Annotated in this window: 21 protein-coding genes; 5 read left to right on the top strand and 16 right to left on the bottom strand. The window is 31.0% G+C overall.

Features of this window, described 5'->3' with window-relative positions; all coding sequences use genetic code 11:
• Positions 1-466: 466 nt before the first annotated feature.
• The 5 genes from NMK29_RS04065 to NMK29_RS04045 form a co-directional block, all read right to left on the bottom strand.
• Positions 467-949: a hypothetical protein gene (locus NMK29_RS04065; RefSeq protein WP_108801694.1), complete on the bottom strand. Its 483-nt coding sequence runs from the start codon at positions 947-949 to the stop codon at positions 467-469.
• Positions 950-1,389: 440 nt separating this feature from the next.
• Entirely contained in the window at positions 1,390-2,343 is a 954-nt protein-coding gene (locus NMK29_RS04060; protein WP_027395575.1) for a MoxR family ATPase, read from the bottom strand.
• A 1-nt stretch (position 2,344) separates the two neighbouring features.
• Positions 2,345-3,775 (bottom strand): peptidylprolyl isomerase, encoded by a 1,431-nt coding sequence (locus NMK29_RS04055; RefSeq protein WP_342667702.1) that lies wholly within the window; start codon positions 3,773-3,775, stop codon positions 2,345-2,347.
• Positions 3,759-4,607: a peptidylprolyl isomerase gene (locus tag NMK29_RS04050; protein WP_108801693.1), complete on the bottom strand. Its 849-nt coding sequence runs from the start codon at positions 4,605-4,607 to the stop codon at positions 3,759-3,761. Before NMK29_RS04050 ends, NMK29_RS04055 begins: the two co-directional genes overlap by 17 nt.
• The gene (locus NMK29_RS04045; RefSeq protein ID WP_108801692.1) at positions 4,608-6,566 is read right to left on the bottom strand and encodes a peptidylprolyl isomerase; all 1,959 of its coding nucleotides are present in this window, start codon (positions 6,564-6,566) and stop codon (positions 4,608-4,610) included. It lies immediately after the preceding gene.
• 230 nt (positions 6,567-6,796) lie between these two features.
• Between NMK29_RS04045 and NMK29_RS04040 the strand changes: the two genes are divergently transcribed.
• On the top strand, positions 6,797-7,036 hold the full coding sequence (locus NMK29_RS04040) for a hypothetical protein (RefSeq protein WP_108801691.1): 240 nt from the start codon (positions 6,797-6,799) through the stop codon (positions 7,034-7,036).
• 93 nt (positions 7,037-7,129) lie between these two features.
• On the top strand, positions 7,130-7,636 hold the full coding sequence (locus NMK29_RS04035) for an OmpH family outer membrane protein (RefSeq protein ID WP_108801690.1): 507 nt from the start codon (positions 7,130-7,132) through the stop codon (positions 7,634-7,636).
• An 80-nt stretch (positions 7,637-7,716) separates the two neighbouring features.
• Here NMK29_RS04035 and guaB read toward each other — a convergent pair whose 3' ends face one another.
• Positions 7,717-9,189 (bottom strand): IMP dehydrogenase, encoded by a 1,473-nt coding sequence (gene guaB / locus NMK29_RS04030; RefSeq protein ID WP_027395569.1) that lies wholly within the window; start codon positions 9,187-9,189, stop codon positions 7,717-7,719.
• 309 nt (positions 9,190-9,498) lie between these two features.
• Here guaB and NMK29_RS04025 point away from each other — a divergent pair, with 309 nt between their 5' ends.
• Entirely contained in the window at positions 9,499-10,272 is a 774-nt protein-coding gene (locus NMK29_RS04025) for a phosphatase PAP2 family protein (protein ID WP_108801689.1), read from the top strand.
• A 9-nt stretch (positions 10,273-10,281) separates the two neighbouring features.
• On the opposite strand, the gene NMK29_RS04020 is transcribed toward NMK29_RS04025, so the two are convergent.
• The 3 genes from NMK29_RS04020 to NMK29_RS04010 all read right to left on the bottom strand — a co-directional run bounded on the left by NMK29_RS04020 (position 10,282) and on the right by NMK29_RS04010 (position 13,241).
• The gene (locus NMK29_RS04020; RefSeq protein WP_108801688.1) at positions 10,282-10,791 is read right to left on the bottom strand and encodes a DinB family protein; all 510 of its coding nucleotides are present in this window, start codon (positions 10,789-10,791) and stop codon (positions 10,282-10,284) included.
• A gap of 463 nt (positions 10,792-11,254) precedes the next feature.
• Positions 11,255-12,142 (bottom strand): glycoside hydrolase, encoded by an 888-nt coding sequence (locus NMK29_RS04015; RefSeq protein WP_254097160.1) that lies wholly within the window; start codon positions 12,140-12,142, stop codon positions 11,255-11,257.
• Between the two features lie 346 nt (positions 12,143-12,488).
• Positions 12,489-13,241: a DUF5995 family protein gene (locus NMK29_RS04010; protein WP_108801686.1), complete on the bottom strand. Its 753-nt coding sequence runs from the start codon at positions 13,239-13,241 to the stop codon at positions 12,489-12,491.
• 161 nt (positions 13,242-13,402) lie between these two features.
• On the opposite strand from NMK29_RS04010, the gene NMK29_RS04005 reads away from it, so the two are divergent.
• The gene (locus NMK29_RS04005) at positions 13,403-14,485 is read left to right on the top strand and encodes an acyloxyacyl hydrolase (protein ID WP_108801685.1); all 1,083 of its coding nucleotides are present in this window, start codon (positions 13,403-13,405) and stop codon (positions 14,483-14,485) included.
• Positions 14,486-14,498: 13 nt separating this feature from the next.
• On the opposite strand, the gene NMK29_RS04000 is transcribed toward NMK29_RS04005, so the two are convergent.
• From NMK29_RS04000 to NMK29_RS03985, 4 genes are all read right to left on the bottom strand, one after another.
• Positions 14,499-15,101: a hypothetical protein gene (locus NMK29_RS04000; protein WP_108801684.1), complete on the bottom strand. Its 603-nt coding sequence runs from the start codon at positions 15,099-15,101 to the stop codon at positions 14,499-14,501.
• Positions 15,094-15,588: an RNA polymerase sigma factor gene (locus tag NMK29_RS03995; protein WP_108801683.1), complete on the bottom strand. Its 495-nt coding sequence runs from the start codon at positions 15,586-15,588 to the stop codon at positions 15,094-15,096. Before NMK29_RS03995 ends, NMK29_RS04000 begins: the two co-directional genes overlap by 8 nt.
• Entirely contained in the window at positions 15,581-16,420 is an 840-nt protein-coding gene (locus NMK29_RS03990) for an alpha/beta fold hydrolase (RefSeq protein ID WP_108801682.1), read from the bottom strand. Before NMK29_RS03990 ends, NMK29_RS03995 begins: the two co-directional genes overlap by 8 nt.
• A gap of 468 nt (positions 16,421-16,888) precedes the next feature.
• The gene (locus NMK29_RS03985) at positions 16,889-17,080 is read right to left on the bottom strand and encodes a cold-shock protein (RefSeq protein WP_027395563.1); all 192 of its coding nucleotides are present in this window, start codon (positions 17,078-17,080) and stop codon (positions 16,889-16,891) included.
• A 366-nt stretch (positions 17,081-17,446) separates the two neighbouring features.
• Here NMK29_RS03985 and NMK29_RS03980 point away from each other — a divergent pair, with 366 nt between their 5' ends.
• The gene (locus tag NMK29_RS03980) at positions 17,447-18,382 is read left to right on the top strand and encodes a hypothetical protein (RefSeq protein ID WP_108801681.1); all 936 of its coding nucleotides are present in this window, start codon (positions 17,447-17,449) and stop codon (positions 18,380-18,382) included.
• Between the two features lie 25 nt (positions 18,383-18,407).
• On the opposite strand, the gene NMK29_RS03975 is transcribed toward NMK29_RS03980, so the two are convergent.
• Genes NMK29_RS03975 through NMK29_RS03965 form a run of 3 tightly spaced genes read right to left on the bottom strand, consistent with a single transcriptional unit; the run spans position 18,408 to position 20,402 of the window.
• Positions 18,408-19,685, bottom strand: coding sequence for an RNA polymerase sigma factor (locus NMK29_RS03975; protein WP_108801680.1), 1,278 nt, complete (start codon positions 19,683-19,685; stop codon positions 18,408-18,410).
• Positions 19,686-19,691: 6 nt separating this feature from the next.
• A complete protein-coding gene (locus tag NMK29_RS03970) occupies positions 19,692-20,039 on the bottom strand; it encodes a YciI family protein (RefSeq protein ID WP_108801679.1) in 348 nt (115 codons plus the stop codon).
• Between the two features lie 15 nt (positions 20,040-20,054).
• Entirely contained in the window at positions 20,055-20,402 is a 348-nt protein-coding gene (locus tag NMK29_RS03965) for a YciI family protein (RefSeq protein WP_108801678.1), read from the bottom strand.

The raw sequence follows: 20,402 nt of genomic DNA, 5'->3' as shown, positions 1-20,402 counted from the left end.
CTTATTTATCTCAAGTTTCTCAAAAAAAATATCGTGATAATTTTCTAAAATAATAGTAAAGATATACTCTTGATTAAGAAACAGTATTTTGTGTTTCTATAACTTAGACTCACATCTTTTTTTATCATATCGATATTGAGAACAATTTTGCTATATAATGTGTATTGAAAAGTCCGACGAAAATACGAATTTTAAGGGATTTTATTAAATGAATGGCGTTAATAACCCTTTTTTACATTTTTAAAAAAAATACCGCTTTTATTTGATTAAATCATCAATTTTAGAACTATTAAAATGGTAATCACATAAAAAAATATCTAATATTTTAATTGACTTCTTTAAGAATTACGAAAACGTTGTAGTAAATTGTTAAGTTATTGATTTAAAAACCATCAATTTTAACATAAAAACAAAAAAAGAGTGAAGTTTTAGCAACTTCACTCTTTCTACACAAAATAAACTAAATTTAATTTTCTTCTTTATCGCTTTTTTTTCTGTTATGACCTTTACGTCCTTTCTTCCCTTTTCTGTGACCTTTCTTTTTTACCTTTTTATATTTCTCTAATTGTTCATCATTAAGAGATGATTCAAACTTGCTTTTAGCAGCTTTCATTTCCTCTTTTTGTTTATTTTTAAGGCTTTTTTGCTCATCACTTAACGTAGGATTTAAGGCTTTACGTTTTCCTTTTCTAGAAAGGTCTTCATTCTTTACAATCTGTAATTGTTCTTCTGTATAAGTATCTTTAAAAGCCTTTCTGTGTTCTTTATGCAACTCTCTTTGATACTCTAATTGAGCTTTTTGATCTTCTGACAGGCTTTCATTAAATTCTTTTCTTAACTCTCTTCGCTCTTTATGTTTCTCACGTCTATCAGTTACATCTTCCGACTGAGCAAACATTGTAAATGCTCCCAAAAACATAATTATTATGTAGGTTATACTATTTTTCATCTATCTATTTTTCTTAATTATTCAACTTTATTTTAATGAACGTTCAATAGTAAGACTCGCAGAAATAAAAAAGGTTTAATTATTTAGATAAAAAAAAACAAAGTTATTTAGAATTCTACCTCTATAAGTTAATGAAAACATTAATCAACAACCTCAATTACTCTATTGAGGTTAAAAGATTTTAAATCAGGCTTTATGATTTCTTTACAAACCCTTAAAAGTGGATTAAAGAAATGTTAAAAAACGGGGTTATTTCCCCTTATTTTATTATTTTCGCGCACTGAAATTGAAGATATCTGGTGATGATTTTCCCCAAGTATTCATTACCCAAAAATTCAATTGTTCATAATTGCAAAAAGCCCATTTCCTACTTGAATGGGCTTTTCTTTTTTTATTAAATAAAAATTGATTCTTCTTAAACTAAGAAATTGGTTTAATGATTAGAATAAGCTTTGAATAATATCCTCAATACTTACTCCTTCTGCTTCGGCTTTATAGTTTTTAATCATACGGTGACGTAATATCCCCATAGCCACAGCTTGCACATCCTCAATATCTGGAGAAAACTTACCTTTTACCGCTGCATTTGCTTTTGCTGCTAAAATTAGGTTTTGTGATGCTCTTGGACCCGCACCCCAATCTATATAACTCTTAACCAAATCTGTTGCAGATTCTCCATTAGGCCTGGTTTTAGAAACCATTGATACTGCATATTCCACTACATTATCCGCTACAGGTATACGACGAATTAATTGCTGAAAATCGATAATTTCCTGAGCAGTAAACAAGGCATTAATTGTTGCAGAAGTATCTCCTGTAGTACTTTTTACAACTTCTACTTCTTCTTGAAAACTAGGATATTTTAATTCTATAGCGAACATAAATCTATCCAATTGAGCCTCTGGTAATGGATAAGTCCCTTCTTGTTCAATAGGATTTTGTGTAGCTAATACGAAATATGGTAAATCCAGTTTATAATGGTGACCAGCTACTGTTACGGCTCTTTCTTGCATTGCCTCTAATAAGGCTGCCTGTGTTTTTGGTGGAGTTCTATTAATCTCATCAGCCAAAATAATATTAGAAAACACTGGGCCTTTTATAAATTTAAAATGTCTGGACTCGTCTAAGATTTCACTTCCTAATATATCACTTGGCATCAAATCTGGAGTAAATTGAATTCTTTTAAAATCCAATCCTAAAGCTTTGGAAATGGTATTAACCATTAGTGTTTTTGCTAATCCTGGAACACCTATCAATAAAGCATGACCTCCAGAAAACACAGCAATCAGTATCTGATCGATTACTTCTTCCTGACCTATGATTATTTTTGCTATTTCTTTTTTGAGTTCGGTATGTTTGCTTACCAGTTTTTCTACTGCTGCAACGTCAGACATATTATTTTTCTTTTTTTAACCAGTTACCGCTAAACTCACAGTCTCTGTACTCTCCATTAATTTTTATATAAGTATCATTAATTTTTTCTTCCTGCCAAGCTCGTATTGCTTCTATTTGTTTTTTCCTGAGAGCGAGTTCTTGTATTTTTAAATAATCCTTAGAATAATCCGCTATATGCTCATCAAAACGATTTAGTACAGTGATTAATTTAAATTTTTTACGACCTTGACGATCTTGATCTGGTATTACTAACGAAACTTCATTCGTTTTTAATTTTGATACTTGATCGTACAATATAGGATCAATTTTGGTAAGTTCAAAACGTGTATCACCTGTTGTAGGATTTAATAATTGTCCTCCATCTTCTTTGGTCTCTTTTTCATTACTAAATTTTCTAGCAGCTTCTTTAAAACCAATAGTTCCAGAAACCACTGCTGTACGAACAGAATCCACAAGTTTCTGTGCTACCTCAACACTTTCTCTTGTAACATCTGGAATCAATAAAATATGTCTAACATCTATTTCTTCTCCTCTAATTTTATCTAATTGTATAATATGCCAACCAAAATCTGTCTTAAAAGGCTCACTAACCTCACCAACCTGTAAACTAAAGGCAACGTCCTTAAACTCTTTAGCAAAAGGAGTTTGTCTATTTAGTGTGTATTTCCCTCCTTTTGATTTTGACCCGGGATCTTGAGAATATAAAACTGCCTTAGTAGCAAAACTACTTCCATTTTCTACGATATCAGTTCTAAATTGTTTTAACCTATCAACTACTTTTTGTTCTTCTTCATCCGGGATTTTAGGGTCTATTACTATCTGAGCAAGTTCTAACTCTGTACCAAAAAGAGGTCTTTCATCCTCAGGAATTTCATCAAAAAATTCTCTAACTTCTTCCGGTGTGATTTCTACATCCTCTACTATTTTAGAACGCATTTGTTCTGCTAGTCTATTTCCTTTATTGATTTCAAAAAGCTCTTTTCTAAAATCTGCTTCACTTTCTTTTCTATAGAATTTTAAAACTTTATCTATTGTTCCCAATTCTCTAGTCATATAACTCAGCTGCTGATCTACCATAGAATTCACCTCAGCATCAGATACAATAACACTATCTTGAACCGCATGATGAGCATATAATTTGTTTTCAAATAAGCTTCCTGCTAATTCGCAACGACTAACATCTGCAGCAGAAACTCCTTCACTTATCAATTGCTGATAAGCAATTGTAATATCACTCTCTAATATTACATATTCTCCTATAACAGCTGCAACTCCATCGATTTTAATCTTTTGAAATGATTTTACAGAATCTTCTTTCTTCTCAACCTCTTTTTTAACATCTTCTATAATTTCCTGAGCATAGATCTGAGCACCAGTGCTACATAATAGCAATACAGCAATACAAATAGTATTCTTAATTATATATTTCAAATTGTTTGTTTTTAATTGCATCTTTCGTGATATCCTTTTCTAATTTTTTTATCAGCTCTCGCTTTCTTTTATTCAATATGATTTGTCGTATTGTTGGCTTTATATAATCTAAAGGTGCTGTTTCTTTTTTCTTAAGCACTTTTTTTATTTTAATCATATACACTCCCAAAGAGTCTCGCAACTGAACATACTTACCATCTTTTAAGATCTTGTTCCTGTCTTGATTCTTAAGAACAGGGATTTTATTTAATACCTGATCAAACTGAACCCAAACTGAATCATTAAAGGAAAATGTAGCAAACTCTATTTTTTTACCAAGTAGTTCTTCATGATCCTCTTCATTAAAACGATTAAAACGTGTTTGCGTTGCAACAATATTTTTATAATCAGGTGGCAAATGTAAGTAACGTAGCTTTACCAACTCTTCATTAAGAATAAAATTTTCTAAATTTTCTGAATAATAAGACGTCATATCATCTTTGGTAACCTCCATATTAATGGATTTATTGATTACGGCATCTTTATAAGCATTGATATATAAAGTACTTTTATAATCCTCTACTAAATTATCAAATTCCTGAAGTTCTATTTCCGTAAGATTCCTTTTTGATTGGTCTATAAACAATTGTTTAGTTGCCCATATATTAATATAGTTATTTACTATATTTAAACTGTCTTCTGCTGCTGTACCACTAGGAACCAGGTCTTTTATAGCATCTTTATAGAGATATGTCTCATTAACTCTTGCTACCACTTCTCTGTTTGCGTTTCGATTTATATTTCCGCAAGAAACTAAAACAAAAAACAATAGTATGTTAGAGATATATCTCATTTAGATAGATAATTCTTTTTTGATTTGTTTTAACGTCTTTTTATTTAATTCTATAGAATATTTCTTTCTAAGTTCACTAAGCCATTGCTTTTCTAGGTCTTCCTGAAAGTCATTAATAACCTTACCTTTTGTTTCATCAAAGGTTTTCACCCTTGAAGGTAGTACTTCTACTACTTTAATCAGGGTTATATAATCATCCTCATTAACAACAACCACTTCTCCATTTTTACCTGAAAATTTATCTGCTAACTCATCTATATCCTTAGTTAACTCTTCTTCTGTAAAAAGTACCGTATTGGAGTCTGAAATATTCACCTCCTTTTTAATTTCCTCAATACTATTGGCTTTTTCAATTTTCGCTTTCACATTATCTATTAGCTCTTTATTAGACGAAGAGGCTTTTATCACTTTATAACTTTCTTCTTTTATATAGGTTTCTTTTCTAGATGCATAAAATTCTTGAAGCCCTACAGAATCAACCTTAGCAGCATTCCAAATCTTAGATTCCATAAGGTCAAATAGTAATAATCCATCTCTATATTCCGAAACTACATTTGCAAAATCTTGATTATCTTCTTCTAAATGCTCTTCATAGTACTGGAGTAACTTAGCTGATTCATAATCATAATACACATTTTCTATAAACAAAGAGATATCTTTTGTTTTCGTTTTACGAGTTCCTTTTTGTTGTATAAATTTTGCAAAATCTAAATAAGTAAAACTTTCTTTACCTATAGAAAAAACAGAATTAGTTAAATTCTTATCATCAGTTGGGATATCCCATTTTTCACTAAAAATAGTCGATGGTACGTTCTTTTTGAAATAAGATATTGCTTCTTCATTTCTTTTTAAACCATATTTCTCCTTTAAAGAATTTATAAATGATTTTGTAATAAGTTGAGATCTACTATCCTTTTTAATTCTCTGAGTAAGTTCTCCTTTCAGCTCATCAAAAGTTTTGGGTGAATGCTTTTCTAATAATTTTATGAGATGCCAGCCGTACTTAGTTTTTACAGGCTTTGATAATTCTCCTTCAGATTTTAAAGCAAAAGCTACTTTCTCGAAATCTTCTGAATTTAGAGCTCCTCTACCAAAACGATTAATCTTACCACCGTTTACAGCAGTATTGCGATCATCACTATACTGTTTTGCAAGTGATTCAAAAGAAGTACCAGCTTGCAATTGCGTCTTGATCTCATTGATTCTTTTTTCTGCTTCATTTTCCGTTCTGTCCTTATTAAAGGCTACCATAATATGAGCAACTGTAACCTCTCCTAAAGTTTTTTCTTTGTTATTAACTTTTACGATGTGATACCCAAAACGAGTTTTAAAAGGTTCTGAAACATTCCCTACCTTAGTTGTAAAAGCAGCTTGTTCGAACGGATACACCATTCTAAACGCAGAAAACCAACCTAAATCACCCCCATTTTTTTTGGCAGAAGGATCTTCACTATACTCAAAAGCGGTTTCTTTAAAATCAGCTCCATTAATTATTTTATTCCTTGCCTCTATTATTTTCTGATAAGCTTGCAATGTATCTTTTGGAGATGCATTAGGTTTAACCTGTACCAGTATATGACTTGCATTTACTCTTTCTTGTAAACGATCGTAGGCTTCTTTTACCAAAGCATCAGATGCATCTGTATCTGTAAGATATCCAGAAGAAAGTTGTTTCTTATACCCTTCTAGTTCTTTAATGTAAGATTCTTTTTTATCTAGACCTTGTTCTTTAGCTTCTTCTAACTTTAATTTATAATTTATAAATAGCTCTAGATATTCATCAATATCTTTTTGGGATTCATCCTTTACCAAATCAATATTTTTAAGATATACTCTCTTAAACTCTGATCTGTATACTGGCGAATTATTAATGGTAAGTAATACAGGGTCTTTTTCTTGACCATATATTAAGGTGCAAAAGATGACTGCTAAAAACAGTACGATAGATTTTTTGTGCATAGTTCTCTCTAAATAAAGTCCCAAATCGGACAAAAATAACAATATTAAAGCGTTTTACAAGCTCTTTGTTCTAACGAATCATTACCATAATATAGTATTAAATAGCTTTTAAAATTTTAGTGTTCTGTATATATTGCCACATTATTTAACCAGTAGAGATATATAAGAAAGAAAAAAAACACTTTCGAAATCTAAAAATATATATTTTACAACAACCTTAACTATAAAATTTGGAAAGAAAATTAAAGCTTATTTGGGATTTTAGAGGTCCTGTAGCAAATAAAACGGCACAACACCATGTGATTCACCTTAATGAATACATTACCTCTGAAGGATTGTCTATAAAAAACACTGGACATCAAGATGTTAACGAGTTTCACTGTATTGCCTATATGGTAGTAACAGATTCCGAAATGAAAAAAGTTAGAGACGCCTTAAAACCACACCGTGGTCAATTGTTTCAAGAATAGATTTTTATTTTTTTTTGTCTTGGCACGTATATTGCCTTAGACCTTATATATTTGCAAAAATTCTAAATCAAAAATTAAAGAAAAGAAGTTATAATGAAAAATATATTATTTCCAATACTAGTATTATTTATTAGTTTACAAGCAATAGCTCAGTCTAAAGTAGGAACAATCGATAGTGATTTTATCTTATCTAAAATGCCTGAACTTACTAAGGTTCAAGAAGACTTAAAAGCATATAATACTAAATTAGAAGCTGACTTAAAAGTAAAAGTTGATGATTACCAAGCAAAAGTAAAGGCTTATCAGGATGGTGAAGCAACGATGACTGAACCTATGAAAAAAACTAAGCAAGAAGAAATCATTGCTGTAGAAAATGACATTGCTAAATTTCGCCAAAACGGTTCACAACTAGTACAACTAGAGCAAAATAAATTATTACAACCATTATATACTAAAATAGGAAAGGCGCTAGAAGAAGTAGCCAAAGCAGAAGGATATACACAAGTACTAACAATTACAAGCAGTGGATTAGCGTATGTAGATCCAAAATTTGATCTTACTAAAACGGTAATGACAAAACTGGGAATTCCAGTACAGTAATCTTACCTATTAAAATACATTATAAAAAAACGCTTCAAATAATTTTGAAGCGTTTTTTTATATCTTTATTTAAAACTTTATTACCTACTATAATTAGGAGCTTCTTTAGTAATAGTAACATCATGAGGATGACTCTCATGGATACCACTAGCAGTTATTTTCACAAAACGGCCTGTATCCTGTAGCGTTTTAATATTTTTAGAACCACAATATCCCATACCAGCACGCAATCCACCAACGAATTGATGAATACTCTCATATAATTCTCCTTTATACGCTACACGACCAACAATTCCTTCTGGAACTAGTTTTTTGATATCATCCTCTACATCCTGAAAATAACGATCTTTTGATCCTTTTTTCATTGCTTCTACTGACCCCATTCCGCGATAGGATTTAAATTTTCTTCCTTCGTAAATAATTGTTTCCCCAGGAGATTCTTTTGTTCCTGCTAATAGAGAGCCTAACATAACTGTATCTGCCCCAGCTGCAATTGCTTTAGGAATATCTCCAGTATATCTAATTCCTCCATCCGCTATTACAGGAACACCTGATCCTTTAATTGCAGAAGCAACTTCTAAAACTGCTGAAAACTGTGGAAAACCTACTCCAGCAACAACTCTAGTCGTACAGATAGAGCCTGGTCCAATTCCAACTTTTACCGCATCAGCTCCAGCTTCTACCAAATATTTTGCAGCCTCTCCTGTTGCAATATTACCCACAATTACATCTAATTCAGGAAACTTCTTTTTCACTTCTTTTAGAACAGAAACTACTCCTTTAGTATGTCCATGAGCTGTATCAATTACCACCGCATCTACTCCAGCACCAACTAAAGCCTCTGCACGATCCACCGCATCACCCGTTACTCCAATAGCAGCAGCTACACGAAGACGTCCTAAACTATCTTTATTAGCACTTGGTTTTAGCGTTAGTTTTGTAATATCTCTGAAAGTTATTAATCCCACTAAGGTATTATCATCATTTACTACTGGTAATTTTTCAATTTTATTATCTTGTAATATAACTTCTGCTTCCTGTAATGATGTTCCTTCTCCAACAGTAACTAGATTTTCGCTAGTCATCACTTCTGAAATAGGTCGTTCATTATTTTTCTCGAAACGTAAATCTCTATTAGTAACTATTCCTAACAACTTATTATTATCATCTACTATAGGAATTCCTCCAATACTATGCTCTCGCATATTATTTTTAGCATCAATAACTTTTGCATCTAATGGTAATGTAACAGGGTCTATAATCATCCCACTTTCTGCCCTTTTTACCTTTCGAACTTTCATAGCCTGTTCCTGAATGGTCATATTTTTGTGCAATACACCAATTCCACCTTCTTGCGCCATAGCAATTGCCATACGGCTTTCTGTAACGGTATCCATAGCCGCAGAAACTATAGGAACGTTAATCGTTATATTTCTTGTAAATTTTGTTTGGATACTTACTTCTCGTGGTAGTACTTCGGAAAATGCAGGGACTAAAAGTACATCATCATATGTAAGTCCTTCTCCAACGATTTTGGATTCGTGTGCTGTCATCGCAATTAAGATTTAATTGCGTGCAAATATAAGCCTTTTTTAAAGGAATCCTATAAAAGTCAATAGCTAATATCGGTTTTGTTTATTTGAAATGAAATTTAATACCTTACAACAATACTCATGACTCTTCAAAAAACACGAAACTACCTTTAAACACTGTTTTTAAGGACATTACAAACTAACCTGTTAATAGTATTAGTTGCCAAAAATTAATAATAGCTTCATCTAATTTAACATTTTTTTAATATTAAAATAGTATATTTCAATGCTTTTGATCCCAAATCAAAAAGAGCCCTAAAAAAATATTCTATGAAGATTAGTATTAACCTACTACTATTGGTATGTCTATATATAAACACCACCAATGCCCAATTTACAGAAGCACCAGCTACTAAAGTTGATTTCAAGACTTCTAAACAAACTGAACGTAAAAAACAAAAAAGAAATCTATTTACAAAAAGAGTAATACCCTTTACTTTAATTGCTTCTGGAATTCTTTTATCAACTAGTGATTTTGAAAAATCATTACAAAAAGACATTAGAGGTTACACAGGTAATAATTTTTATTTAAACATTGATGATTACACAAGGTACGCCCCTATAGTGCAAATGTATGCTGCTGATATTTTTGGAGTAGCATCAAGAAATAATTGGTTCGATCAAACTAAAAACCTTTTAATCTCTTCTTTAGTAACCAGTGCAGCTACTACAGTCTTAAAAAAAGAGGTTGATAAGGCACGACCAGGAGATCCTACCCAATTAAACTCATTTCCATCAGGACATTCTTCTATGGCTTTTGTTTCTGCTGCTGTTTTATATGAAGAATTCATCGATAGTAGTCCTTTATTAGCGTATAGTGGATATATTTTTGCAATTACCACTGGTAGCTTAAGAATGATGAACAACAAACATTATCTCTCTGATGTACTTGTAGGAGCTGGAATAGGAATCTTAACAACGCGATTAGTATACCATTATGAACATCTTATTTCTTGGAACCCTTTTAAAAATCTAGACGATATCGCATTCGCACCGCAATTTACGGGCGATAGTGTTGGACTGTACTTTTCGAAATCTTTTTAGACTATATATCTAATATCCTTCTGCATAAGAGAAATCTTCTTTAGATGTGTATTTAATATAATCCAATTTTAGATTTGTGATTTGCTTAAAGTGCAAATAATCATGTGCTAACCAATTAGTAAGAAATTGTTTTGCTGTCATTTCTCCAAGGTCGGGATGTATTGAAACATTATTCCAATTAGTATTTTCTAAAGAATTCAACCAATTAACCGATACTTTTCGTTCCTTGATAAAATTATTAAAAACAACATTATAATCTTGTTTTATATACGCTCTGTTAACCACCCAACCTTCGGGATCAATTGGGCTAAACTTTTTATCTGGAGTACCTAATATATGTTTTGTTCTTTTTCTAAAATCTTCAATTTCTTCATCATATAAATGACAAACTATCTCAAGTAAACACCAACGATTTGGCCTGTCTTTCCATAAATATTCTTCTTTTGTAATACCGCTTAATAGTTCTTCGAAAACCTTTTGATTTCTTAACAAGCTTTTTATTATTAATTGATGATTCATGAACTAAGTTTTTATTTTTTTTTAGGATTATCAAAGTAAAGATATATATCTATGATATCATCACAAAACAAAGGGTAACATACCCCTATCAAAACCAGTTCTTTAACTCTTTATTAGAGTCGTCATATAATGTACTTTTGAGAAAACAATATTGAAGTTCTTAATTTATTTGAGTTAGCCAAATTCAATAGAAAACAAAAAGCCTAAAAATTCAAAAACCAAAAACTCTCTATTTAAGTATGGGCCAGTCAGAACTGAGAGTAAGAAAAAACTAGATAAATGTAATTGTATACATTTCTGACAACAGTGGAAGTACTTAAAACTAAGTGGTGTATATTTTTTAGGCTTTTTTGAGACGAAATCAAAACACTATCATTTTTAAAAAAGCTGCCTCTAGGTTAATATGAGACAGCTTTTTATTTTTAATTAAGATGTAATGGTTTAGTATAAAGTATCTATATTTCTAAATAGTCCGTTTATCTACACGAACATAATCCACATACATATAAGTATTCCAGTAAATATTAATGCTAGAATTATTAAAAATACCTGTGTCCGAACCTATATTTAAATTTAAAATAATATTATGGTTTTTGAAATTCTGAAGTCTTAGATCATTATCCACATTATTATTATAACTAGCAACTCTATTCCCATCAACATAGACCTGAATAGTAACCCATCCATTTCTGTTGATCCATCTTTGCTCGTAAGTATGCCATCCTTCTCCTAAATTATATCTTCTTTCAGCACTAGTTCCCAATTGATTTTGAGAGGTATTTGCTCCATAAAATAAGTTACTAGCGAATCTTGCGCTATTACCAAAAGAATAACCTTCCATAATATCACTTTCTCCACGCGTAGGCCAATTCGTTTCATTAACCGTCCAAAAAGCTGGCCAAGCACCATAAGTTTCCGAAAATCCTTTATAACTATTTGTACCGTTCTTAGCTAACAATTTAATTCTTGCTCTTACTCTATATTCCTCGTTATTTCCAGGATGAAAATTAAAGTAAGATTTTACATGACCTGATTCATAATTATTATTGCTCTTTTTATATGCTTGAAGACGTAAACAACTACTGCCATCAAGATTAGCTATTTCTGAATTCCAATTTTTATAATTACATACACTAGAATTATAATCCGCTCTATTATGCGTCCTCTCCCATTGATTTAAATTTCCATTAGAATTAAAGTTATCAGTAAACTGTCGAACCCAAGGTCCTGCCTTTGCATCTATATCTGTTGTATTTTGTATATCAGCGGCATCTTCTACAATTAACTCTTCTGTTTCGCAGGCAGATGATGACAAAATTAATAACAGAATTCCAAAAAACTTGACAAACATTCTCATAGTGTTAAATTTAGTTAATGATTATGTTACTAAATTAAGAACCGAATTACCAAATCATTAAACAAACAAGGTAAACTATATTGAATATTCTTTTTTAACACTATTTATTTAACAATAATAAAAAATAAAAACCCTAGAAATGAAGATTTAACAAGGGATCACAGAAATTACAATCACGCAAACGTTTGCGTTGTTTTTATCACATTTTTTTAACTAAAATATTAAAACATAAGAAAAATTTAAGATGTTTATCGCGAAAAAATTAAATAAAAAAGTAATTTTCCTTACATATTATGTTAAAAAAGTCAAAATTGACTTTGAAAAACAAAAAAACTGCGTTTTAGGATATTAAATATAGAATTTTATTGGAAACAGATCCTCGTTCGCCTATTCTAATAATACCCAAGATAATATTAGCCACGAAACCTGGGTTTGTAATTATTGAAGCTTTATCAGCTACTTTAAGGTCTCTTTGATTAATTACTTCTATAAATTGATCACTTGGTGTGATTGCAATTTGTTTAGCAAACTCCCATGCTCCATCTCTTGCTAATTCCATACTAAAATCAACTAAAAAATCATCAACGTTTCGAGTTAATTTGAGTATTTTTTTAAGGGTCGGCCAAATATTTGCTAGATCATTTTCTATTTCAATTACTAATGATGAAAGAATTTGATTTATTTTATCAAAATCTTCTTTAAGATTTTCAATATTTGTGCCTTTGGAAACTTCTGCAGCTGCTATTCCTAGATCCAAGTTAATATGGGCATTCATTCCTATTAATAAATGTTGTAATACTATAGGCCAATAATTTTTTGACAAGTCAAATGCTATTTTCCAAGAAGTCGTCACTACTTTATCATTTCTATAAGAAAAATAGGCATCTAAGTATCTACTAGCAAAAATAATATCAAGTTTTTCCATCCTAGGACCGTTATCAAAAAAATCATTTTCAATTCCTTCTTTTACCTTAATAGTTACACGTTTATATAACGCAGCAAAATATCCTAAAGGACTATTATCAGATTGTGATGTTTTAATAATATCATCTAAAGAATCGATGACATCATTGATGGTCGTTATTGGCTTCAAGTTGTTGTTATGTATGCTATAGTTCTTTACTAATGTACTAAATAATTGCAAATAATATTTCTAGTATACTAGGGTTTTCTTTATGAAGACTAAAATAAAGTATCAAATTGAATTTAAACCGTTAATAATTTTCAGTAAATTTAATAACACACTGATTAACAATGAAAAAGATTACATTAATCTTATTCAGTACATTGATCTATACCTCGATAGGAGCCCAAGTGAATCCTACTTTTATTGGGGCAAAATCTCATTACGGTTTTATCATCGCACATTCGCCAGAATTAAAACCGATTTCGCAAACAAATCCTTATGGATTACAATTAGAATATAGTTGGTTAAAAACCAGTGATAAAGCCTGGAAAACCTGTTTCTGTTACGGAAGAAGTGGTTTTTCATTTGCCTATTTTAACTATGCCAATCCAAATATTCTGGGTAACTCATACAATCTAATATACTTTGTAGAACCTTATTTTACCTATAAAGGACCTTTAAAATTTTCGCTAAGAGGATCTGTTGGGGTAACATATCTTGATCAAATATTTGATCAAGAAACAAACCCCGAAAACCTATTATTTAGTACTCATTTTAGTTTTTACCTAGCATTATCTCTAAATCTCAATTATCATATTAACGATAATTATGCAATCAATCTATCTGCAAATTATAATCACATCTCTAATGGAGGTCAAAAGCAGCCAAATAAAGGAATGAATTTTCCAACTTTTTCCATAGGTGTTGATAAAATCATTAATAACACCCAATTAAAGAAAAAACCAAAATCCTTAAAATCTTATGAAACATCTATCGATTATTACTTAGGTTCATTTGTGAGTTTAAGATCTTCTGATAGAGAAGCAGAGGCTTCGAATCATCTTTTAATTGGGATCATGGGAGGAATTCTACAACCAATATCTGGAATTAATGGGTTAAATGCTGGCATAGAGTTATGGTATGATTTTTCTGATCTAGAGATTGCACAACAACAAGGCATTAATGATTCTGCATTTTCATCGTCAATAACAGCTGGACACCAATTCTCCATAGGAGATTTTTATTTCTTACAGCAGTTTGGATTTTATATAACTCGCCCTAGAAACATTCAGCCAAATTGGTTATATCAACGATATTCTTTTTGGTATAGCATGGGAAAATCAAAGCGCTGGACCATAGGTGCATCTTTAATCGCCTACGGGAAAGTAGCCGACCATATGGATGGTCGACTTATCTATATTATAAATTAATTTCTCTAATATATTATTTAACTTCAGTTGTTATTGTTCTCTTTAACTCAATAATTTCTAATAAAATACGTATCTCTTTTTTGATATTTTTTCTAACAGCCAAATAAGGTATGATCGCACCAACAATATAAGATACATCAATCAAGATCATCTGCCATGTTTTAAAATACAAACTAAACTCTGGAGTAATCACATAGAAACCAACTGTATATAACACTATAATTCCGATAGTTATAGGTCCGTGAATCTTTTTTCTAAAGTTATAAAATGCAATCGTATCGTTAGTAGTTTGTAAAGCATTATCCGTCATCTTGATCTTTTTTGCTTTAGATACACTTATAATTTCTATCAATATTCTTAAGAACAAACCGCCAATCATACACCCTACACCTATTCTACTCAACAGTTCTTGAACTGGAGCTACAAAATAGAAGAAAGAAGCTATACCTATCAAAACCAATGATAGTACAACAATATTTCCATAATGAAAACGAGTACTCCAACTTTTCTTTTTCTTTATCACAGAAAACATCTCATCTGAATCCGGTGAATTACGTTTAATACTATTCTTATTTTCTTTCCATTGACTCTGCAATGCTTCAAATTCATTATTCATGATCTAATATTTTTTTTAGTCTCTTCTTTATCCTATGGATCTTAACTCTTACATTGGTTGGTTTTATTCCCATTATTTCAGAAATATCATCATAATCCTGACCTTCTAAAACCATCATGATTAGCAAACGATCTATCTCTTCTAGCTTACCTATTGCGATATATAAATTCTTATTTTCTCCTACGTTAACCTCTTGATTATCATCTTCAATCATATGCACTACCGAATCAATAGGCACTTGTTTTTTATTTTTTTCTTTTCTAATGTGTTGAAGACAAGAATTAACGGTAATTCTATACACCCAAGTTTTATGAGTAGATTTACCTTTAAACTTATCCATTGCATTCCAAATATTAATAAATACTTCTTGGGTTAAATCATAAGCTAAACTCTCGTCTCCTTTCATATATCCCAAGCACATCTGCAATACCATTGGGTAACAATCATCATATATTGTCTCAAAAAGTTGTAGCTTCTCTTTACTCATTAGTTAAGAAATTATTTATCTCTTCATAAAGCAATTCTGGTTGATCAAACATAATAAAATGCTTACTGTCGGGTATCATCTCTATATGTTTATTAGATAAGCTTGCGTATTGTTTCTCGTAATTTGCTTTTGCTGTTTCGATCGTTGGAAAAGCAGCTCCAATAATTAGAGTTTTTGCAGTTATTTTACCCAATACTTTTCTCAGGTCTAATTTTAATAAATCTGTATAACCATATACATATGTCTCTCGATCTGCTATTTGTATCCAATTTAGCAAGGTATTCACTTTCTCCTTTTTATTAGTCATCTTTTGTGCCATCATCAGAGCTGTTTGAGTAAACTGTTCTTCATCCATAGATAACATTTGTTTATTATAAGGACTATCGTATTGGATTTGGGTTTCTGATACTCCAGGCATCATTAATTCGCGCATACAAGGTATTGAATCCACCAGAATTAAATCTTTTATGTAATTAGGTAAAGAGGCCGCAATATCAATTGCTAAATTACCTCCCATACTATGACCAATAATAATTACATCTGTCAACTTATTTTCTTTAACATACGTAATCAATTCTTTTTTTATAGTATCGTACCAAGGCATAGCGATAGGTGTATTACCATCAAATCCCGCATAGGATACTACATGATTTTGATAATTACCTTTTAAATGAGTTATTGTTTCATCCCAAACTGATCCTGGTGTAGTAAAACCAGGCAAAAATATAACTGGGGTTCCATTTCCTGATACGTTTATTGTAACTGCTGGAGCTTGACTAAATGCAAGATTAATTAACAAGAAGAAAGCAAATGTAATTTTCAAATTTTTCATAAAGTTTTATTTTTTGATTTCTTCTTTGATGCACTTGATCATTAATTGTTACACCTAATTAAAAAACTTTGTTTTTTTAGCGTGATTTACATCTTATAGAGTACAACATAGGCTTTTATTCTTTTTTATACTTCATTCAAAATATTATATAAAAAGAATATAACAGTGGTAGGGTATCTTCTTCTAATGAGCGTTATATTATAAAAAGGGAAAAGACTATGAGATTTTTACAAACACACTTTAGATTGAATTTTAAGCTTATGATGAATTTTATAAAAGACTTACCGTCTTCTTGTGGATACGCTATAAGGAGATAAGAAAGTGAAGATATAAAAACGATCTATTAGTATTTTCTAGTTAAACTAGAATAATTAAGAGATTACGTTTACCAATTGTTTAAACTTCTAAAAACAAATAAGCCTATCAAAACTGATAGGCTTATTGATTAAAAAAGTTATGTAGTATGTATTAAATTACTTTTACATTTACTGCGTTTAACCCCTTTTTTCCTTCTTGTAGATCAAACTCTACGACATCACCTTCACGAATTTCATCTACTAATCCTGAAATGTGTACAAAATGTTCTTTGTTCGAACCTTCTTCAGTGATGAAACCAAAACCTTTGGCATCATTAAAGAATTTTACTGTTCCTTTGTTCATTGTAAAAATTTATATTAATTATTTAATGGTTTACAAAGATGATGCCAGATAAAATTATAACAAATTGGCATGTCTTCATTACTGGTAAAGCTACAAATAATAATCATATCTCATTTACGGTAATACCTTCGATTCTTTATAAGCTATTAATTTAGTTACAAAAAAGCATCTTTGTTATAAGATAACTACTAGATATTTTGTGTTTTTAAAATTATTTAAACAAGGTAACAAATTGGTATTGTCTTTGATCTATAATAACAAACGACCTCTGAATACTATATGTTATTTGAAAAACAACAAAAATAACTTAACTTTAGTTGTACAGTTTGGGAAAATTAAATTAAACAAATACAATCGATAATTAGGATGAAAAAATCACACATTGTCTTCACTTTCATATTATTATTTTCATTTATAGTCAAGGGGCAAACTCCTATAGAAGGGGGATACATAGAACTCAGTAAAGAAGAATATAACGAACTGTTGGAGGTTAATAAAGAAAATGAACTTGATGGCAAATACTACGTAAGAGAGTTAAAGGACAAAAAAGTTACAGGTATTCATAAAATTGAATATAAAAAAGGGAAAAAACATGGAGAATGGGTGCATTTTTTGATTTTCAGAAAAAAAGGTTCTCTAGATTTATCTACAGTAGAAAACTATGAAGACAACGAAAGAAATGGTTACTACTATAACTCTGATAATGGTTTTACTTTTACAGAAGAAGGATATTACGAAAAAGGTGAAAAAGTAGGCCTATGGAATGTTACAAAAAGTGGTTCTAAAGAAAAAATCAACTATAAAAACGGAAAGAAGCATGGTGATTATTGGAGACAAGATGCATCAGGTGTAATTGTAAAAGGTACTTACAAAAAAGGAAAAAAACTGGATAATTGGACAATTGAAGATCTTTCTGGCAATACCACTACAGAAGTCGACCCTAATATTACACAACAAATTTCTGAAACATCAACTAATACTAACGGTATTAAAACTATTGAAGGCAATATAAAAAAACCCGATGGTTCTGTTGTTCCTATTGCAGTTGTGAAGCTACAATTATCAGATGAATCTTGTGCATATGCATTTTCTGATTATGATGGCAAATTCAAAATAGAAATTGACACTAGCAAAATTACCGCCAATAGTTATATGGAAATAGTGATAGACGGGTTTCCTAAAAAAACCATTCTCTATGCAGAATTCTCTAATCAAAACACAATTGTACTAGAGAAAGGTAGAAAAAAGATTAGTTATGAGGAATATCGCGCTTATTATGAATCTATGAAGAACTGTCAGTAATACGATAAATATAAAATACCATTTACTAGTTAAGGATCCTTGATATTTTTCGTTTAAGCAAATGTTGTTCCGGTTGCGACTGTGTAAGTTGTATTGCTTTTTGATAATAATCCACAGCCCTATTCGGTTTTATTAGTCGCTCATGAATTTCACCCAAAATTGCGTAATATAGATAATAACCACTTATCACTTTATCGTTTTTTATTTTATTAATGGTTTTTAGTGCTTCTTCAGCCCCAAAAAGCTCCAAAACAACTAAACATCTATTTAAAAAAACAATTGGGTCGTTATCTATTTTTAAAAGTAAATCGTAATATATTAATATTTCCTTCCAATCGGTTTTTGAATAGCTTTCAGAAATACAATGTTGATAAGCAATAGCAGCTTCGAGATGATAGGTAGATAAAGATTCTCCAAAGGCTGATTGATTTAAATACTTATTTCCTTGAGAAATTAATTCTTTATTCCATAAATTTCTATCTTGATCCGATAAAAGGATCAATTCTCCGTAATCACTAATACGACTATCCACACGAGCAGTATGAAATAACATTAACGCCATCAACGCATATACTTCTGATAATTGTGTTCGCTCATTATCTAATAAACACTTACATAACCACATCGCTTGAGAAATAACATCTTTTCTGACCAAATTATCATCGTGAGTAGCATTATATCCTTCATTAAACATTAAATATATCGCACTTAAAACAGTTTTAGTCTTATCAGCAATCTCGTCAGGCAATGGTATTTCGGGTCTTATTTTTTGTTTTCTAAAGTATTCTTTAGTTCTATATAATCTTTTAGAAATAGTATCTTCTGATGTTAGAAAAGATCTTGCAACTTCCTTAGTACTGAACCCACAAAGAGATTTTAAAATAAAGGTTATTTGATTTTCTGGAGAGATCTCTGGATGACAACAAGCATACATCATTGCTAAAAAATCGTCTTGTATATACTGTTCTTTCCAAAAATTATCCATCGTACTTGTTAATGTATATTCTGAAGTCAACAACTTACGTTCGGGATCCGAAAAGTCTATAGTTTTGCTATGTTTTTTCTTTCTTAAAATATCAATTGCTTTATTTCTTGCAGTCCTATACAACCAAGCTTTGGGATTATCAGGTACTCCTCTATATTTCCAAGTTTCTAGAGCGCTTACTAATGCATCTTGCACTACATCCTCTGCCATTTCAATATTCTCAGTCCCGAAAATTTTGATTAAAACAGCAACCATCTTCCCAGATTCTTGTCTAAAAAGATGGTTTAACGTATTATCTATGTGATCTTCTGACTCCAATATATATTATTGCGCTAATGGAGCGATTTCGCGAATTTCTACACTGCAATCATATTCAAAGCTTGGACAACCTTTAGCTATCGTAGTTGCCTGATCTAAAGAATCCGCTTTAATCAGAAGATATCCTCCAACTAACTCTTTTCCTTCTGCAAATGGTCTATCTATGACTTTCTTACCTCTTTCTAACAATGTATTACCTTCCTTTATTAAAGGCTGCCCTCCTAACAATCTTTCTTCTTTAGTTAATCCACCCATCCATTCTTGCCAGTGTTCCAAGTGCTTTTGCATTTCATTAGGAGATGCTGTACTATATTTTTCTTGCCCTCCTCTAATTAGCATCAAAAACTCTTTCATCTTTTATCATTTAAATTAAACATCTTCTGGCCAAACTTCTCTAACTTCTACAGATGACTCCCACTGCAGTCCCGGACAACCTTTTGCCATTTCTGTAGCTTCATCTAATGTTTCAGCTAATACGGTAATGTAACCTCCGACTAATTCTTTAGCCTCAGCAAAAGACCTGTCAGTTACTTTTGTGCCTCCAGGATGAATTGTTTTTACAGCCGGATAAAGGCGTTCTCCTCCAACATATTTTTCTTCTTCTGCCATTTTTCCAATCCATTGCATCCACTTTTCCATGTGTGCATTTTGTTCTTCTTCGGATTTTGCATCCCAAACGTCGTCTCCACCTTTAAAAAGGAACATAAATTGTTTCAT

Source organism: Aquimarina sp. Aq107 (assembly GCF_943733665.1).
GTDB lineage: Bacteria > Bacteroidota > Bacteroidia > Flavobacteriales > Flavobacteriaceae > Aquimarina.
The sequence above is the reverse complement of the archived record's forward strand: the minus strand, read 5'-3'. Positions and strand labels throughout refer to the sequence as shown.

Excerpts from the sequence above, each read along its gene's own strand:
- NMK29_RS03970 (WP_108801679.1), bottom strand. The coding sequence starts at position 20,039 with ATGAAAGAGTTTTTGATGCTAATTAGAGGAGGGCAAGAAAAATATAGT.
- NMK29_RS03995 (WP_108801683.1), bottom strand. The coding sequence starts at position 15,588 with ATGAGTAAAGAGAAGCTACAACTTTTTGAGACAATATATGATGATTGT.
- NMK29_RS03990 (WP_108801682.1), bottom strand. The coding sequence starts at position 16,420 with ATGAAAAATTTGAAAATTACATTTGCTTTCTTCTTGTTAATTAATCTT.
- NMK29_RS04015 (WP_254097160.1), bottom strand. The coding sequence starts at position 12,142 with ATGTTTGTCAAGTTTTTTGGAATTCTGTTATTAATTTTGTCATCATCT.
- guaB (WP_027395569.1), bottom strand. The coding sequence starts at position 9,189 with ATGACAGCACACGAATCCAAAATCGTTGGAGAAGGACTTACATATGAT.
- NMK29_RS04045 (WP_108801692.1), bottom strand. The coding sequence starts at position 6,566 with ATGCACAAAAAATCTATCGTACTGTTTTTAGCAGTCATCTTTTGCACC.
- NMK29_RS04000 (WP_108801684.1), bottom strand. The coding sequence starts at position 15,101 with ATGAATAATGAATTTGAAGCATTGCAGAGTCAATGGAAAGAAAATAAG.
- NMK29_RS04035 (WP_108801690.1), top strand. The coding sequence starts at position 7,130 with ATGAAAAATATATTATTTCCAATACTAGTATTATTTATTAGTTTACAA.
- NMK29_RS04025 (WP_108801689.1), top strand. The coding sequence starts at position 9,499 with ATGAAGATTAGTATTAACCTACTACTATTGGTATGTCTATATATAAAC.
- NMK29_RS04060 (WP_027395575.1), bottom strand. The coding sequence starts at position 2,343 with ATGTCTGACGTTGCAGCAGTAGAAAAACTGGTAAGCAAACATACCGAA.
- NMK29_RS03985 (WP_027395563.1), bottom strand. The coding sequence starts at position 17,080 with ATGAACAAAGGAACAGTAAAATTCTTTAATGATGCCAAAGGTTTTGGT.
- NMK29_RS04050 (WP_108801693.1), bottom strand. The coding sequence starts at position 4,607 with ATGAGATATATCTCTAACATACTATTGTTTTTTGTTTTAGTTTCTTGC.
- NMK29_RS03980 (WP_108801681.1), top strand. The coding sequence starts at position 17,447 with ATGAAAAAATCACACATTGTCTTCACTTTCATATTATTATTTTCATTT.
- NMK29_RS04020 (WP_108801688.1), bottom strand. The coding sequence starts at position 10,791 with ATGAATCATCAATTAATAATAAAAAGCTTGTTAAGAAATCAAAAGGTT.
- NMK29_RS04005 (WP_108801685.1), top strand. The coding sequence starts at position 13,403 with ATGAAAAAGATTACATTAATCTTATTCAGTACATTGATCTATACCTCG.
- NMK29_RS04065 (WP_108801694.1), bottom strand. The coding sequence starts at position 949 with ATGAAAAATAGTATAACCTACATAATAATTATGTTTTTGGGAGCATTT.
- NMK29_RS03965 (WP_108801678.1), bottom strand. The coding sequence starts at position 20,402 with ATGAAACAATTTATGTTCCTTTTTAAAGGTGGAGACGACGTTTGGGAT.